A 13,756-nucleotide genomic window follows, 5' to 3' on the forward strand; every position below is an offset into this window, starting at 1 on the left:
GAATGATCTCTATCTTGCGACGTAGCCTGTTGGTGTTGCTCGCGGCGCTGCCGTTGATGGCCAACGCCGTGGCCGCGCCTTCGGCCCATGAAATCATCCAGGACACGACGACCCGGTTGCTGGCGGACCTTGCCGCCAACAAAGAGAAATACAAGCAGGACCCCAGCGCGTTCTACGATGCGCTGAACGGCATCGTCGGCCCCGTGGTGGACGCCGATGGCATCTCCAGGAGCATCATGACGGTCAAATATTCGCGCAAGGCGACCCCGGCGCAGATGACCCGCTTCCAGGAGAACTTCAAGCGCAGCCTGATGCAGTTCTATGGCAATGCCTTGCTCGAATACAACAACCAGGGCATCACCGTTTCCCCCGCCAAGGACGAAAGCGGCACCCGCACCAGTGTCGACATGCAGGTCAAGGGCAACAACGGCGCGGTCTATCCTGTGTCCTACACACTCGAGAAAATCAACAGCGAGTGGAAGGTGCGCAACGTGATCATCAATGGCATCAACATCGGCAAGCTGTTCCGCGATCAGTTCGCCGACGCCATGCAGCGCAATGGCAACGACCTGGACAAGACCATCGACGGTTGGGCCGGTGAAGTCGCCAAGGCCAAGGAAGTGACCGAAGAAGCCAAAGAGAAGCAGGAACAATGATCGAGACGGTGAGTGAGTCGGCCGTTCGTCTGGGCGGGGCGGGTGAGTTGTTGCTCAGCGGCGTGCTGGACTACCGCACCGGCCCGGCCTTGCGCAAGCAGGGCCAGGCGCTGATCAAGTCCATCGGTGCCGCCGAGGTGGTCATCGACTGCTCGGCGGTGCAAAAATCCAGCAGTGTCGGCTTGTCGCTGCTGTTGTGCTTCATGCGGGACGCCAAGGCGGCCGGCAAAACGTGGAGCATCCGTGGGATGCCCGAAGACATGCGCGAAATAGCCCAGGTCAGCGAGCTGACCGAGCTGTTGGCGCACTCCTGACCCACATTGTCGGAAAAGTCCCCCCGTCAGAGTCCTGCTTCGCGGGGTTCGCAGGCGCGGGGCTTTTTTGTATGATGTGCGACCCGCGCGCACAGGGCGCCGATTGAGGTTGAGCATGCAGGCTGTAGAAGTGAAGAGCTTCCTTGAAGGAAAGCTGCCGGGAACGCAGGTGGAAGTTGAAGGCGAAGGCTGCAACTTCCAGCTGAACGTGATCAGCGATGAACTGGCGGCATTGAGCCCAGTGAAGCGTCAGCAGAGCATCTATGCCCATTTGAACCCATGGATCGCCGATGGCAGCATCCACGCGGTCACGATGAAATTTTTCAGCAGCGCGGCCTGGGCCGAGCGCACCTGAGCCCAAGGGCCTCGAGATTCTTATGGATAAACTGATTATTACCGGCGGCGTTCGTCTTGATGGCGAAATCCGTATTTCCGGGGCAAAGAACTCCGCCCTGCCTATCCTGGCCGCGACCCTGCTGTGCGATGGTCCTGTGACCGTGGCCAACCTGCCGCACCTGCACGACATCACCACGATGATCGAGCTGTTCGGCCGCATGGGCATCGAGCCGGTGATCGACGAGAAGCTCAGCGTCGAGATCGACCCACGCACCATCAAGACCCTGGTCGCTCCGTACGAGCTGGTGAAAACCATGCGTGCCTCGATCCTGGTACTGGGCCCGATGGTCGCCCGCTTCGGTGAAGCCGAAGTCGCCTTGCCGGGTGGCTGCGCCATCGGCTCGCGTCCGGTGGACCTGCACATCCGCGGCCTGGAAGCCATGGGCGCGGTGATCGACGTCGAAGGCGGCTACATCAAGGCCAAGGCGCCGGAAGGCGGCTTGCGCGGCGCGCACTTCTTCTTCGATACCGTCAGCGTGACCGGTACCGAGAACATCATGATGGCCGCCGCACTGGCCAAGGGCCGCAGCGTGCTGCAAAACGCCGCGCGCGAGCCTGAAGTGGTCGACCTGGCGAACTTCCTGATCGCCATGGGCGCCAAGATCAGCGGCGCCGGCACCGACACCATCACCATCGATGGCGTCGAGCGCCTGCATTCGGCCACCTACAAGGTGATGCCGGACCGGATCGAAACCGGTACCTACCTGGTGGCCGCTGCGGTCACTGGTGGCCGCGTCAAGGTCAAGGACACCGATCCGACCATCCTTGAAGCCGTCCTGGAAAAACTCAAGGAAGCCGGTGCCGAAGTCTCCTGCGGCGAAGACTGGATCGAAGTGAACATGCACGGCAAGCGGCCAAAAGCCGTCAATGTGCGGACCGCTCCGTACCCGGCGTTCCCGACCGACATGCAGGCGCAGTTCATCTCCCTCAACGCCATTGCCGAAGGCACGGGTGCTGTGATCGAGACGATCTTCGAAAACCGCTTCATGCACGTCTACGAACTGCACCGCATGGGCGCCAAGATCCAGGTCGAAGGCAACACGGCCATTGTCACCGGCACCGAGAAGCTCAAGGGCGCGCCAGTGATGGCCACCGACCTGCGGGCCTCGGCCAGCCTGGTCATCTCGGCGCTGGTTGCCGAAGGCGATACCCTGATCGACCGCATCTACCACATCGACCGTGGCTACGAGTGCATCGAAGAAAAACTGCAGATGCTCGGCGCCAAGATCCGCCGCGTACCGGGCTAGTCCGGCTGCATGGGCACACGGATGTGCCTTGATTTCGTTTCAAATCGAGGGTGGTTGCACCCTCGATGTGTGTCCGGCGCCGCATGCGACCGGGCATGAGTACCTTGATAAGGACTGACGTTTCCCATGTTGACCATCGCACTGTCCAAGGGCCGCATCCTTGACGACACCCTGCCGCTTCTGGCTGAAGCGGGCATCGTGCCGACCGAGAATCCGGACAAGAGCCGCAAGCTGATCATTCCCACGACCCAGGCCGACGTGCGCTTGCTGATCGTGCGTGCCACCGACGTGCCGACCTACGTGGAACATGGTGCCGCCGACCTGGGCGTCGCCGGCAAGGACGTGCTGATGGAATACGGCGGCCAGGGCCTGTACGAGCCCCTGGACCTGCAGATCGCCCGCTGCAAGCTGATGACCGCCGGTAAAGTCGGCGCGCCGGAGCCCAAGGGGCGTTTGCGGGTGGCGACCAAGTTCGTCAACATTGCCAAGCGTTATTACGCCGAGCAGGGCCGTCAGGTCGACATCATCAAGTTGTACGGTTCGATGGAGCTGGCGCCGCTGATCGGCCTGGCGGACAAGATCATCGACGTGGTCGACACCGGCAATACCTTGCGGGCCAACGGCCTGGAACCCCAGGACTTCATCGCTGACATCACCTCCCGGCTGATCGTCAACAAGGCATCGATGAAAATGCAGCATGCTCGCATCCAGGCTCTGATCGATACCCTGCGCAAGGCAGTGGAATCGCGACACCGCGGCTGATTCACCTGCGCGACCTTGAGTCGCGCCCGTCTATCCGTGTCATAGCCAATTTTCTCAGGTGCCCACGCGAATGGACTGGTAGCTTAGGGCGCCTGAGCATTTGCCATTAATGAGGCCCTCGCTATGACCGCTCCCACTTCGATTCGCCGACTCAATGCTGCCGACCCGGATTTCGCACATCATCTGGATCATCTGCTGAGCTGGGAAAGCGTGTCCGATGACTCGGTCAATCAGCGGGTGCTGGACATCATCAAGGCTGTGCGCGAGCGTGGCGATGCCGCCCTAGTGGAATTCACCCAGAAGTTCGACGGCCTCCAGGTGGCGTCCATGGCTGACCTGATCCTGCCGCGCGAGCGCCTGGAACTGGCCCTGACCCGGATCACCGTGGCCCAGCGCGAAGCCCTGGAAAAGGCCGCATCCCGGGTCCGTGACTACCATGAACGGCAGAAACAGGACTCCTGGAGCTACACCGAAGCCGACGGCACGGTGCTGGGCCAGAAGGTCACGCCGCTGGACCGCGCCGGCCTGTACGTACCGGGCGGCAAGGCGTCCTATCCGTCCTCGGTGCTGATGAACGCGATTCCGGCCAAGGTCGCCGGCGTGACCGAAGTGGTCATGGTTGTCCCGACCCCGCGGGGTGAAATCAACGAGCTGGTGCTGGCCGCCGCTTGCATCGCTGGCGTGGACCGGGTGTTCACCATCGGCGGTGCCCAGGCCGTGGCTGCGCTGGCCTATGGCACCGAAAGCGTGCCGCGGGTCGACAAGGTGGTCGGGCCGGGCAACATCTATGTCGCCACCGCCAAACGCCACGTGTTTGGCCAGGTTGGCATCGACATGATCGCCGGCCCTTCGGAAATCCTCGTGGTGTGCGACGGCCAGACCGACCCGGACTGGATCGCCATGGACCTGTTTTCCCAGGCCGAGCACGACGAAGACGCCCAGGCGATCCTGGTCAGCCCGGACGCCGAGTTCCTCGACAAGGTTGCCGCCAGCATCGACAAGCTGTTGCCGACCATGGACCGCGCTGAGATCATCAATACCTCGATCAATGGCCGTGGGGCGCTGATCAAGGTCGAAGACATGGCGCAAGCCATCGAGGTCGCCAACCGTATCGCGCCGGAACACCTGGAATTGTCGGTGGCCGATCCGCAGGCCTGGTTGCCGCAGATCCGCCATGCCGGTGCAATCTTCATGGGCCGCCACACCAGTGAGGCCCTGGGCGACTATTGCGCCGGGCCTAACCACGTGTTGCCGACGTCCGGCACCGCGCGGTTCTCGTCGCCGCTGGGGGTGTATGACTTCCAGAAGCGTTCGTCGATCATCTTCTGCTCCGAGCAGGGGGCGTCCGAACTGGGCAAGACCGCTTCGGTACTGGCTCGTGGCGAATCGTTGAGCGCCCACGCCCGCAGCGCCGAGTACCGCATTCTTGACGAGAATTCCATTGAAGGGCAGGGGAACTGAAATGAGTAAATTCTGGAGCCCGTTCGTCAAGAACCTGGTGCCCTACGTGCCGGGTGAACAGCCGAAGCTGACCCGCCTGGTCAAGCTCAACACCAACGAGAACCCCTATGGCCCATCGCCCAAGGCCCTGGCGGCGATGCAGACCGAGCTGAACGACAACCTGCGCCTGTATCCGGATCCCAACAGCGACCTGCTGAAGGGCGCCGTGGCCCGCTACTATGGCGTGCAGAGCAACCAGGTGTTCCTGGGTAATGGCTCGGACGAAGTGCTGGCGCACATTTTTCACGGCCTGCTGCAGCACGACCGGCCGATCCTATTCCCGGACATCAGCTACAGCTTCTATCCGGTGTATTGCGGGTTGTATGGCATCCAGTTCGATGCGGTGCCCCTGGACGAGCAGTTCAGGATCGATCCGGCGCACTACGCCAAGCCGAACGGCGGGATCATTTTCCCCAACCCGAACGCCCCGACCGGCTGCCTCCTGGCGCTGGAAGCGGTCGAGCAGATCCTCAAGGCCAGCCCGGATTCGGTGGTGGTGGTCGACGAGGCCTACATCGACTTCGGCGGCGAGACGGCCATCAGCCTGGTGGACCGTTATCCGAACCTGCTGGTGACCCAGACCTTGTCCAAGTCCCGTTCTCTGGCGGGGCTGCGCGTGGGCCTGGCGGTGGGCCATCCGGACCTGATCGAAGCGCTGGAGCGGATCAAGAACAGCTTCAACTCCTACCCGCTGGATCGCCTGGCGAACGTCGGCGGCGCGGCGGCGTTCGATGATCGCGAGTATTTCGACCGGACCTGCCAGTTGGTTATCGAGCACCGTGAATGGGTGGTGGCCCAACTGCAAGCCAAGGGCTTTGAAGTGCTGCCCTCGGCGGCCAACTTCATCTTCACCCGTCACCCTCGGCACGATGCGGCGGGGTTGGCGGTGAAACTGCGGGAACAGGGTGTGATCGTGCGGCACTTCAAGCAGGAGCGGATTGCCCAGTTCCTGCGGATCAGCATCGGCACCCCGGAGCAGAACCAGGCCCTGATCGAGGCCCTCGGCGAACTCTAAAGCCCGGCATAGAACTTGTGGGAGTCTGTGGGAGCAAAGCTTGCTCGCGAAGGCGTAGTGTCAGTCACTTAAATGTTGGCTGAACTGACGCCATCGCGAGCAAGCTCGCTCCCACAGTTTTTTTGGGTGTTCGCAAGATCGGCATGCCACCGCCAATCCCCTGTGGGAGCGGGCTTGCCCGCGAAGGCGTAGTGTCAGTCACTTAAATGTTGGCTGAACTGACGCCATCGCGAGCAAGCCCGCTCCCACAGTTTTTTCGGGCGTTCGCAAGATCTGCATGCCACCGCCAATCCCCTGCGAGAGCGAGCTTGCTCGCGAAGGCGTAGTGTCAGTCACTTAAATGTTGGCTGAACTGACGCCATCGCGAGCAAGCTCGCTCCCACAGTTTTTTCGGGTGTTCGCAAGATCGGCATGCCACCGCCAATCCCCTGTGGGAGCGGGCTTGCCCGCGAAGGCGTAGTGTCAGTCACTTCCATGTTGGCTGAACTGACGCCATCGCGAGCAAGCTCGCTCCCACAGTTTTTTCGGGTGTTCGCAAGATCTGCATGCCACCGCCAATCCCCTGTGGGAGCGAGCTTGCTCGCGATGGGGCCTTTGGATCAGACCCTGAACTGATTGATCAACCGTCGCTGCTGCTCCGCCAGTTTGGTCAGCCCGGCGCTGGCCGCGCTGGATTCGTCGGCGCCGCTGGCCACTTCGTTTGCCACTTGCCCGATGTTGATCACGTTGCGGTTGATGTCATCGGCCACGGCGCTTTGTTCCTCGGCGGCGCTGGCGATCTGGGTGTTCATGTCGTTGATCACCGACACGGCCTGGGTAATCGTCTCCAGGGCCTGGGCCGCTTTCGCCGCGTGCTGCACGCTTTCATCGGTGCGCTGCTGGCTGTCTTCCATCACTCGCACCACGTCCCGGGTGCCTTGTTGCAGTTGCTGGATCATCGACTGGATTTCTTCGGTCGCCTGCTGGGTCTTCTGCGCCAGGTTGCGCACTTCATCGGCGACCACCGCGAACCCACGGCCTTGTTCACCGGCCCGGGCGGCTTCGATGGCAGCGTTGAGGGCCAGCAGGTTGGTCTGCTCGGCGATCCCGCGGATGGCGGTGAGGATCGCGTTGATGTTCTCGCTGTCCTTGGCCAGTGTCTGCACCACGCCCACCGCCTTGCCGATTTCCATGGCCAGGGCACCGATGGAGGTGGAGGTGTCCCGGACGATCTGCATGCCCTGGCTGGCAGCCTGGTCCGCATGGCTGGCGGCCTGGGCCGCCTGGGTCGCGTTGCGGGCCACGTCCTGGGCGGTGGCGGTCATTTCGTGCACGGCAGTGGCGACCTGATCGATCTCCGACATCTGCTTGTGCACGCCCTGGTTGGTGCGGATCGCGATATCGGCGGTGTGCTCCGATGAATCGCTGACGCTCTGCACCGAGGTCACCACCTGGGTGATCATGCCCTGCAACTTGCTCAGGAAGGTGTTGAAGCCCCTGGCAATCGCCCCCAGTTCATCGGCGCGATCGCTCACCAGTCGGCGGGTCAGGTCCCCTTCGCCCTGGGCGATGTCATCGAGCATCGCCACCATTTGCTTGAGTGGCCGGGCAATGCCGTGGCCCACCAGCCAGATCACCAGCAGACCGATGCCGGCAATCACCAGGCCCACCATCGCCATGCCAAAGATATCGGCCTGGCGCTGACGGTCGAGGTCTTGCTGCAAGGCTTGCAGGTCGGCCATGACCGCGTTCAGCGGCAGTTGCAGCATCAGCGTCCAGCGGGCATTGGTTTCGCCGATGCCGAACGGCATGTACACCTCGATATGCCCGTGCGCTTCGTCGATGTCGTAGCGCACCTCGCCGACGCCCAGCTTGGCGAGGTTATCCAGTTCGTTGGCGTCCAGCAGGTCACTGGCCTTTTCCCCGAGTTTGCTCGGGTCCTTGGTGAAGGCCACCAATCGGTTGTTGCTCGAGAGCAAGGCCATTTCCCCGGCGCCGTCGTACAGCTTGCCATCGGCGGCCACGAGCATGTCCTGGATGAAGTTCACCGACAGGTCGGCGCCGACGATGCCCTGGAACTTGCCATCGATCATGATAGGCTCGATGAACGAGGCGAGCATGGTCATCGTGTTGCCGACGCGGTAGGGCGCAGGATCGATCACGCAGGCTTTCTTGCTGTCCTGGGAGCACAGGTAGTACTCACTGGCGCGAATGCCCGTGGAGAGCAGTTTCTGGTCGGTCACATCGGCGAGCTTTTCCAGGCCCAGGGAGCCATCCTGGTTGCGAAACCACCAGGGCAGGAAACGCCCGTTGGTTTCCATGCCCAACACCTGGCTGTCCACATAATTGGCGTCGTCGTGGTCGATGGCGTTCGGTTCCCAGGCGATGTAGGCGCCGAGGATCTTTGGGTTGCGCACCACGGTTTCGCGCAACAGGCTGATCATTTGCTCGCGGGGCACTTTCAGTTGCGGGTTGCCGTCCGCGCCGTTCATGCCCATCAAGGCATTCGTGGTGGCCAGGCCGCGGGCGAGCAACAGCGGGGCTTCCAGTTCCCGCTGGATCAGGCTGGCCTGGGTGCGCGCCAGGGCACTGAGGCGTTGCTCGATGAGTTGTTCGAACTGCGCCTTGGTTCGCTGCTGCACCATCTCCTGGGTACGGGCGCCGGCAAAAAGCGCGTACAGCACAAGGGCGCCAACCACACTGAGCACGATGGCACCGGCCAGGGCGGCCACGGAAAACTGGATCGATCTGAATTTCATAAAAGCTCCGGACGCGGGAATGACGCCTGGGATCTTTATCGGCGTTTCTGTGGCGCGGCATGAGGCGCTATTCGTCGGGTGACTGTTTTAGCTGCGTGGGTGTCGCAAATGGACGCGGTGGGGTCTGTCCAAAAAAACGGTCATCCCCCCGTTGTGTATCTGGCGCCGATACCCATCAAGGCCTAGGATACGTCCACGTTTCCAGGGAGCTTCTTTTACATGAACAAGACATTGATGGTGAGTGCTCTGAGCGCGGCTCTGCTGCTCGCCGGTTGCCAGTCGGTCAATACCACCAGCGGCGGAGCCGTGGGCGTGGAACGCAAGCAGTACATGTTCAGCATGCTGTCGACCGACCAGGTCAACCAGATGTACGCCCAGTCCTATCAAAAGACGATGGGCGAGGCCAAAGCCCAGGGTGTGCTGGACAAGACCAGCAGCGATGCCAAGCGCATCCAGGTCATTGCCGACCGCTTGATTGCCCAGGCGCCGGTGTTCCGCCCGGATTCGGCGCAGTGGAACTGGGAGGTGAACCTGATCAAGAGCGATGAACTCAACGCCAATTGCGGTCCTGGTGGCAAGATCATGTTCTACACCGGCCTGATCGACCAGTTGAAGCTGACCGACGCTGAGATCGCCGCGATCATGGGCCATGAAATCGCCCACGCCCTGCGCGAGCACGGGCGCGAAGCGATGTCCAAGGCCTACGGCATCGAGATGGCCAAGCAGGGCGCCGGTGCCTTGTTCGGCCTCGGCCAGGACAGCCTGGCACTGGCCGACACCGTCGCCAACTACGGCATGACCTTGCCCAACAGCCGTGGTAACGAGAACGAAGCCGACCTGATCGGCCTCGAACTGGCCGCCCGCGCCGGTTATGACCCGAACGCCGCGATCACCTTGTGGAACAAGATGGCCAAGGCGTCGGAAGGCGCGCCACCGGAATTCATGAGCACACACCCGTCGTCCAGCAGCCGCATTGCTTCGCTGCAAGCGGCGATTCCCAAGGTGATGCCGCTGTATCAGCAAGCCAAGAAATAAGCATCGTCATGCGGTGAGGCTGCCGGCCTCATCGCGAGCAAGCTCGCTCCCACAATGATAGCCCCTGTGGGAGCTTGCTCGCGATGAACGATGACGCGGTATCAAACCCACCCACTGCTCTGCATCGCCTTGTACACCGCCACGATCGCCAGGACGAAGAATGCCGAGGCGGCCAGGCGGCGAATCAGGGTCAAGGGCAGCTTCTCGGCGGCGAAATTGCCCGCCAGGACCACCGGCACGTTGGCAATCAACATGCCCACGGTGGTACCGATGATCACCAGCCACAGTTCCGGGTATTGCGCGGCGAGCATCACCGTGGCGATCTGGGTCTTGTCGCCGATTTCCGCCAGGAAGAACGCAATCAGCGTGGTCAGGAACGGTCCGAACCGGCGGGCCGTGCTGGCTTCTTCATCGTCCAGTTTGTCCGGAACCAGGGTCCACAGCGCCGTGGCCGTGAAGCTGGCCGCCAGTATCCAGTGCAGGACCGCGTCGGAGAAAAAGCCGCTGACCCAGGCGCCGACCGCCCCGGCCGCCGCATGGTTGGCCAGGGTCGCGGCAACGATGCCGGCGATGATCGGCCAGGGTTTGCGAAAGCGAGCCGCCAGGATGAGCGCGAGCAATTGCGTCTTGTCGCCGATTTCGGCCAGCGCAACGATCGCCGTAGGTACGAGGAGTGAGTCCAGCATCAGGGGATTCCTAAAGGGGCGGGTCGACACGGCTATGACACGTACAGCCTTCCCGCCCCGGGTAAGGTGTGCGTGTCATAGGTCTTGTCAAACCCAGCGACCATCTGCGTGGACGCTTGGGCCGCATACGCCATGGTCTGCTGACCAAGTATGTTGACGTATGCCGGGCGAGCATGGCGCTCGCGGGAGACTACTCCCCTAGGACGGAGCGGATTCTGCCTAGGCAAATCCGATTGAGCAAGTGCTGTTTCCTAAAAAACCTCAACCGCGCTTGGCCCGGTAGATGCGAAAGCCCTGCCCTTCGGCCTTGATCGCGCACGCGCCCAAATGCTCCTCGATCAGCGGCTGGTACTTGAGGAAACTATTGGCGACCAACCGAAGTTCACCGCCGTTTTTCAGATGTTTGGCTGCTTTTCGCAGCAGATTCTCCGTGGCATGGTAGTCGGTGTGCACGCCGACATGGAACGGTGGGTTGCTCAGGATCGCGCTCAGCCCCATCGGTGCGGCGTCAATGCCATCGCCGGTCAGCACGTCGGCCTCCAGGCCATTGGCGGCCAGGGTCAAGCGACTGCTGGCGGCGGCAAAAGCGTCCACATCCAACAGGGTGACGGTGTTGTGCGGATAGCGACGCTTGACCGCTGCCCCCAGCACGCCGGCACCGCAACCGAAGTCCAGCAAATGCCCGCTGGGCAGTTTATCCAGGTGGTCCAACAACAGCGCACTGCCGCGATCCAGGCGACCGTGGCTGAACACCCCTGGCAGGCTGATGACCTTCAGCGGGCCTTCGGCCAAGGGCAGCTCGTAGGTCTGGGCCAGGCTTTCCAGGGACTTGGCCTGCGGCGCGTTGGCGACGGTGACCTGCCACAGCTGGCAGTGCCGTGCGCTGTCGAGCTTGCGCGGCTTGCCGAACGGGTTGAGCTGCTTGGACGCCCCTTCGATGCCGCTGCGTTTTTCCCCCACCAGGTACACCTCGCGCCCGGCCAGGCGCGCCGCCACGGCATTGAGGATGTAGTCGGTCAGGTCCTTGGCCTTGGGCAGGAATACCACGGCGGTGTCGAACCCATCCTCGGGGACATTCACGCCAAAGTGGCTGCGCTCGGGAAAACGAGCGTCCAGCGCCGCCTGATCGCCGGCATGCCAGCACCAGCCATGGGCCTCTGGCAAACGGCCGAGCAGGTCGTCGGCGGGCAGCCCGGCCAACAAGACCGAACCCTGGAATAACTCGGCCTGACGAAGCAGTACTTCACTGCGCGGATCCATGGTCTGCTCCTTGAAAAAGCGGGTAAAAAAAAGTGCGGCAGTTTATCAACTGACGACACGCCGCGCTGTACCGCTGAAAAAGCCTTGGGCGTTTTCGCTCATTTGGCCGACGATCCGTTGCCGCGCCTCGCGGCTGCCCCAGGCATTGTGTGGGGTGACAATCAATCGTGGGATATCGCCGGCCAGCAGCGGGTTGCCTTGGCTCGGCGGTTCCACGCTCAGCACATCGGTAGCGGCACCCCCCAGGTGACCGTTGCGCAGCGCCTCGGCCAGGGCGTGTTCGTCGATCAGGCCGCCACGGGCGGTGTTGACCACGAATGCACCAGGCTTGAGCAGCGCCAGTTCGCGGGCGCCGATGAAGTGCCGGGTGTGTTCGTTGAGCGGGCAGTGCAGGGTCAGGGCATCGACTTGCGGCAACAATTGCGCCAGCGGCAAGCGGTCGGGGCGGGCCGGGCGCCCAGGGATCTGCCCCAGCAACACACGCATGCCGAACGCTTCGGCCAGTCGCCCGACGGCGCTGCCCAACTCGCCATGGCCGAGCAAGCCCAGGGTCTTGCCCTCCAGCTCGACAATCGGATAGTCCAGCAGGCAGAACTGTGAAGCCTGCTGCCAGCGACCTTCCCCCACGGCTTTTTGATAATCGGCCAGGCGCGTCGCCAGGTTCAGCAACAGCATGAGGGTGTGCTGGGCCACCGACGGAGTGCCGTAACCCTGGCAATTGCACACCGTGATGCCGTGGCTGCGGGCGGCCGCGAGGTCGACATTGTTGGTGCCGGTGGCGCTGATCAGGATCAGCTTCAGCTCGGGGCTGGCCGCCATGGCCTGGGCATCGATCACGATCTTGTTGGTGATTGCCACGGTGGCGCCCTTGAGCCGCTCGATCACCTGGTCCGGCGTGGTCCGGGCGAACAGTTGCAGTTCGCCGAAGCAGCTGCGCAACGGGTCCAGGTCCAGGTCGCCGAGGTCCAGGGAAGGGTGGTCGAGGAAAACGGCGCGGGCGGTGTTCGTCATCAGCTGTACCTTTTATGTCAAGAACCGAAGGCGTAATGTGGCGAGCCTATCAGATGGTTTGTTGCTTTGATCTGGCGCGATATTGGGGATCATGAGGAACCCTGTGGCGAGGGGATTTATCCCCGCTGGACTGCGAAGCAGTCCCAAAAGCCCTGGAAATGATTTTTGCCTGACACACCGAGTGTTCAAGTATCAGGGCTGCTTCGCGGCCCTGCGGGGATAAATCCCCCCGCCACATGTCCACTCTCCAAAAAGTTGATGTTCGTTTCGAGATTGAGTTAGCCAAGGAGTCCCTATGTACCTCACCGAATTCCTCACCGTCGCCTTGATCCACCTGCTGGCCGTCGCCAGCCCCGGGCCGGATTTTGCCGTGGTGGTGCGCGAAAGCGTGACCCATGGCCGGCGCGCCGGGACTTGGACGGCGCTGGGTGTCGGCACGGCGATTTTCCTGCACGTGGGCTATTCCTTGCTGGGCATCGGCTTGATCGTGTCGCAATCGATCGTGCTGTTCAACGCACTGAAATGGGCCGCCGCCGCGTACCTGCTGTACATCGGCTTCAAGGCGCTGCGAGCGCAACCGGCCAAGCCGGTCGAGGAAAACCTGCACAAGGAAGCCGGTGAGCGTACCGCCCGCGGTGCGTTCATTTCGGGTTTTGTCACCAACGGCCTGAACCCCAAGGCGACGCTGTTCTTCCTGTCGCTGTTCACCGTGGTGATCAACCCGCATACGCCCTTGGCGATCCAGGCCGGTTACGGCGTGTATCTGGCACTGGCGACGGCCGTCTGGTTCTGCCTGGTGGCGCTGTTGTTCAGCCAGCAACGGGTACGCGCCGGTTTCGCGCGCATGGGCCACTGGTTCGACCGGACCATGGGCGCGGTGCTCGTCGCCATCGGGGTGAAGCTGGCGTTTACCGAGGCGCACTGATCTTTCCTGTGCAGGTGCCGCCGAAGGGTGCGAGCTTTTGATCCTTGCGATCTTTCGTTCTGGACTCGATGGGCAGGGGAAAGATCGCTGCCTCGTTGCATTCGACAGCTCCAGCAGTCCCGTGCATGGCTCAAAGCCAGTATCTACGCGGGGATCAAATCATTCCTTTGGCTGATTTGATCCGTGTATAAGCGCTCTAGAGTGCTTGCTT

At 62.3% G+C, this 13,756-nt stretch carries 13 protein-coding genes, 1 pseudogene and 1 riboswitch; of the genes and pseudogenes, 9 read left to right on the forward strand and 5 right to left on the reverse strand.

The window, feature by feature from the left end:
• The first annotated feature begins 2 nt into the window (after positions 1–2).
• The 7 genes from ACMTA2_RS05650 (at position 3) to hisC (ending at position 5,890) form a co-directional block, all read left to right on the forward strand.
• A complete protein-coding gene (locus ACMTA2_RS05650; protein WP_413794062.1) occupies positions 3–656 on the forward strand; it encodes an MlaC/ttg2D family ABC transporter substrate-binding protein in 654 nt (217 codons plus the stop codon).
• Positions 657–664: 8 nt separating this feature from the next.
• On the forward strand, positions 665–970 hold the full coding sequence (locus tag ACMTA2_RS05655; protein ID WP_413795597.1) for an STAS domain-containing protein: 306 nt from the start codon (positions 665–667) through the stop codon (positions 968–970).
• A gap of 115 nt (positions 971–1,085) precedes the next feature.
• Entirely contained in the window at positions 1,086–1,325 is a 240-nt protein-coding gene (locus ACMTA2_RS05660) for a BolA family protein (RefSeq protein WP_007953556.1), read from the forward strand.
• A gap of 22 nt (positions 1,326–1,347) precedes the next feature.
• Positions 1,348–2,613, forward strand: a complete 1,266-nt coding sequence (gene murA / locus ACMTA2_RS05665) for a UDP-N-acetylglucosamine 1-carboxyvinyltransferase (RefSeq protein ID WP_413794063.1) — start codon at positions 1,348–1,350, stop codon at positions 2,611–2,613.
• 126 nt (positions 2,614–2,739) lie between these two features.
• Positions 2,740–3,375, forward strand: coding sequence for an ATP phosphoribosyltransferase (gene hisG / locus ACMTA2_RS05670; RefSeq protein WP_003197870.1), 636 nt, complete (start codon positions 2,740–2,742; stop codon positions 3,373–3,375).
• Positions 3,376–3,498: 123 nt separating this feature from the next.
• Positions 3,499–4,836, forward strand: coding sequence for a histidinol dehydrogenase (gene hisD / locus ACMTA2_RS05675; protein WP_413794064.1), 1,338 nt, complete (start codon positions 3,499–3,501; stop codon positions 4,834–4,836).
• 1 nt (position 4,837) lies between these two features.
• Positions 4,838–5,890 (forward strand): histidinol-phosphate transaminase, encoded by a 1,053-nt coding sequence (gene hisC / locus ACMTA2_RS05680; RefSeq protein ID WP_413794065.1) that lies wholly within the window; start codon positions 4,838–4,840, stop codon positions 5,888–5,890.
• A 599-nt stretch (positions 5,891–6,489) separates the two neighbouring features.
• On the opposite strand, the gene ACMTA2_RS05685 is transcribed toward hisC, so the two are convergent.
• Together ACMTA2_RS05685 and ACMTA2_RS05690 are read right to left on the reverse strand one after the other, a co-directional pair.
• Positions 6,490–7,332: a methyl-accepting chemotaxis protein gene (locus ACMTA2_RS05685; protein ID WP_413795598.1), complete on the reverse strand. Its 843-nt coding sequence runs from the start codon at positions 7,330–7,332 to the stop codon at positions 6,490–6,492.
• Between the two features lie 15 nt (positions 7,333–7,347).
• A pseudogene (locus ACMTA2_RS05690) lies at positions 7,348–8,628 on the reverse strand (methyl-accepting chemotaxis protein); the annotation flags it as partial.
• A gap of 219 nt (positions 8,629–8,847) precedes the next feature.
• Here ACMTA2_RS05690 and ACMTA2_RS05695 point away from each other — a divergent pair.
• A complete protein-coding gene (locus ACMTA2_RS05695) occupies positions 8,848–9,663 on the forward strand; it encodes a M48 family metallopeptidase (protein WP_413794066.1) in 816 nt (271 codons plus the stop codon).
• Positions 9,664–9,764: 101 nt separating this feature from the next.
• Here the strand turns inward: ACMTA2_RS05695 and ACMTA2_RS05700 are convergent, their stop codons facing one another.
• The 3 genes from ACMTA2_RS05700 to ACMTA2_RS05710 all read right to left on the reverse strand — a co-directional run bounded on the left by ACMTA2_RS05700 (position 9,765) and on the right by ACMTA2_RS05710 (position 12,620).
• Positions 9,765–10,349: a TMEM165/GDT1 family protein gene (locus ACMTA2_RS05700; RefSeq protein ID WP_413794067.1), complete on the reverse strand. Its 585-nt coding sequence runs from the start codon at positions 10,347–10,349 to the stop codon at positions 9,765–9,767.
• 89 nt (positions 10,350–10,438) lie between these two features.
• Positions 10,439–10,561, reverse strand: a riboswitch (yybP-ykoY riboswitch).
• A gap of 49 nt (positions 10,562–10,610) precedes the next feature.
• Positions 10,611–11,609 carry a methyltransferase gene (locus tag ACMTA2_RS05705; RefSeq protein ID WP_413794068.1) on the reverse strand — a complete coding sequence of 333 codons (999 nt, stop codon included), beginning with the start codon at positions 11,607–11,609 and terminating at the stop codon, positions 10,611–10,613.
• A gap of 45 nt (positions 11,610–11,654) precedes the next feature.
• On the reverse strand, positions 11,655–12,620 hold the full coding sequence (locus tag ACMTA2_RS05710; protein WP_413794069.1) for a 2-hydroxyacid dehydrogenase: 966 nt from the start codon (positions 12,618–12,620) through the stop codon (positions 11,655–11,657).
• Between the two features lie 295 nt (positions 12,621–12,915).
• Here ACMTA2_RS05710 and ACMTA2_RS05715 point away from each other — a divergent pair, with 295 nt between their 5' ends.
• Entirely contained in the window at positions 12,916–13,545 is a 630-nt protein-coding gene (locus ACMTA2_RS05715; RefSeq protein ID WP_413794070.1) for a LysE family translocator, read from the forward strand.
• The last annotated feature ends 211 nt before the right edge of the window (positions 13,546–13,756 follow it).

Source organism: Pseudomonas medicaginis (genome assembly GCF_965119365.1).
Classification (GTDB): Bacteria; Pseudomonadota; Gammaproteobacteria; order Pseudomonadales; family Pseudomonadaceae; genus Aquipseudomonas.

Excerpts from the sequence above, each read along its gene's own strand:
- ACMTA2_RS05650 (WP_413794062.1), top strand. The coding sequence starts at position 3 with ATGATCTCTATCTTGCGACGTAGCCTGTTGGTGTTGCTCGCGGCGCTG.
- ACMTA2_RS05660 (WP_007953556.1), top strand. The coding sequence starts at position 1,086 with ATGCAGGCTGTAGAAGTGAAGAGCTTCCTTGAAGGAAAGCTGCCGGGA.
- murA (WP_413794063.1), top strand. The coding sequence starts at position 1,348 with ATGGATAAACTGATTATTACCGGCGGCGTTCGTCTTGATGGCGAAATC.
- hisG (WP_003197870.1), top strand. The coding sequence starts at position 2,740 with ATGTTGACCATCGCACTGTCCAAGGGCCGCATCCTTGACGACACCCTG.
- hisD (WP_413794064.1), top strand. The coding sequence starts at position 3,499 with ATGACCGCTCCCACTTCGATTCGCCGACTCAATGCTGCCGACCCGGAT.
- hisC (WP_413794065.1), top strand. The coding sequence starts at position 4,838 with ATGAGTAAATTCTGGAGCCCGTTCGTCAAGAACCTGGTGCCCTACGTG.
- ACMTA2_RS05685 (WP_413795598.1), bottom strand. The coding sequence starts at position 7,332 with ATGATCACCCAGGTGGTGACCTCGGTGCAGAGCGTCAGCGATTCATCG.
- ACMTA2_RS05695 (WP_413794066.1), top strand. The coding sequence starts at position 8,848 with ATGAACAAGACATTGATGGTGAGTGCTCTGAGCGCGGCTCTGCTGCTC.
- ACMTA2_RS05700 (WP_413794067.1), bottom strand. The coding sequence starts at position 10,349 with ATGCTGGACTCACTCCTCGTACCTACGGCGATCGTTGCGCTGGCCGAA.
- ACMTA2_RS05705 (WP_413794068.1), bottom strand. The coding sequence starts at position 11,609 with ATGGATCCGCGCAGTGAAGTACTGCTTCGTCAGGCCGAGTTATTCCAG.
- ACMTA2_RS05710 (WP_413794069.1), bottom strand. The coding sequence starts at position 12,620 with ATGACGAACACCGCCCGCGCCGTTTTCCTCGACCACCCTTCCCTGGAC.
- ACMTA2_RS05715 (WP_413794070.1), top strand. The coding sequence starts at position 12,916 with ATGTACCTCACCGAATTCCTCACCGTCGCCTTGATCCACCTGCTGGCC.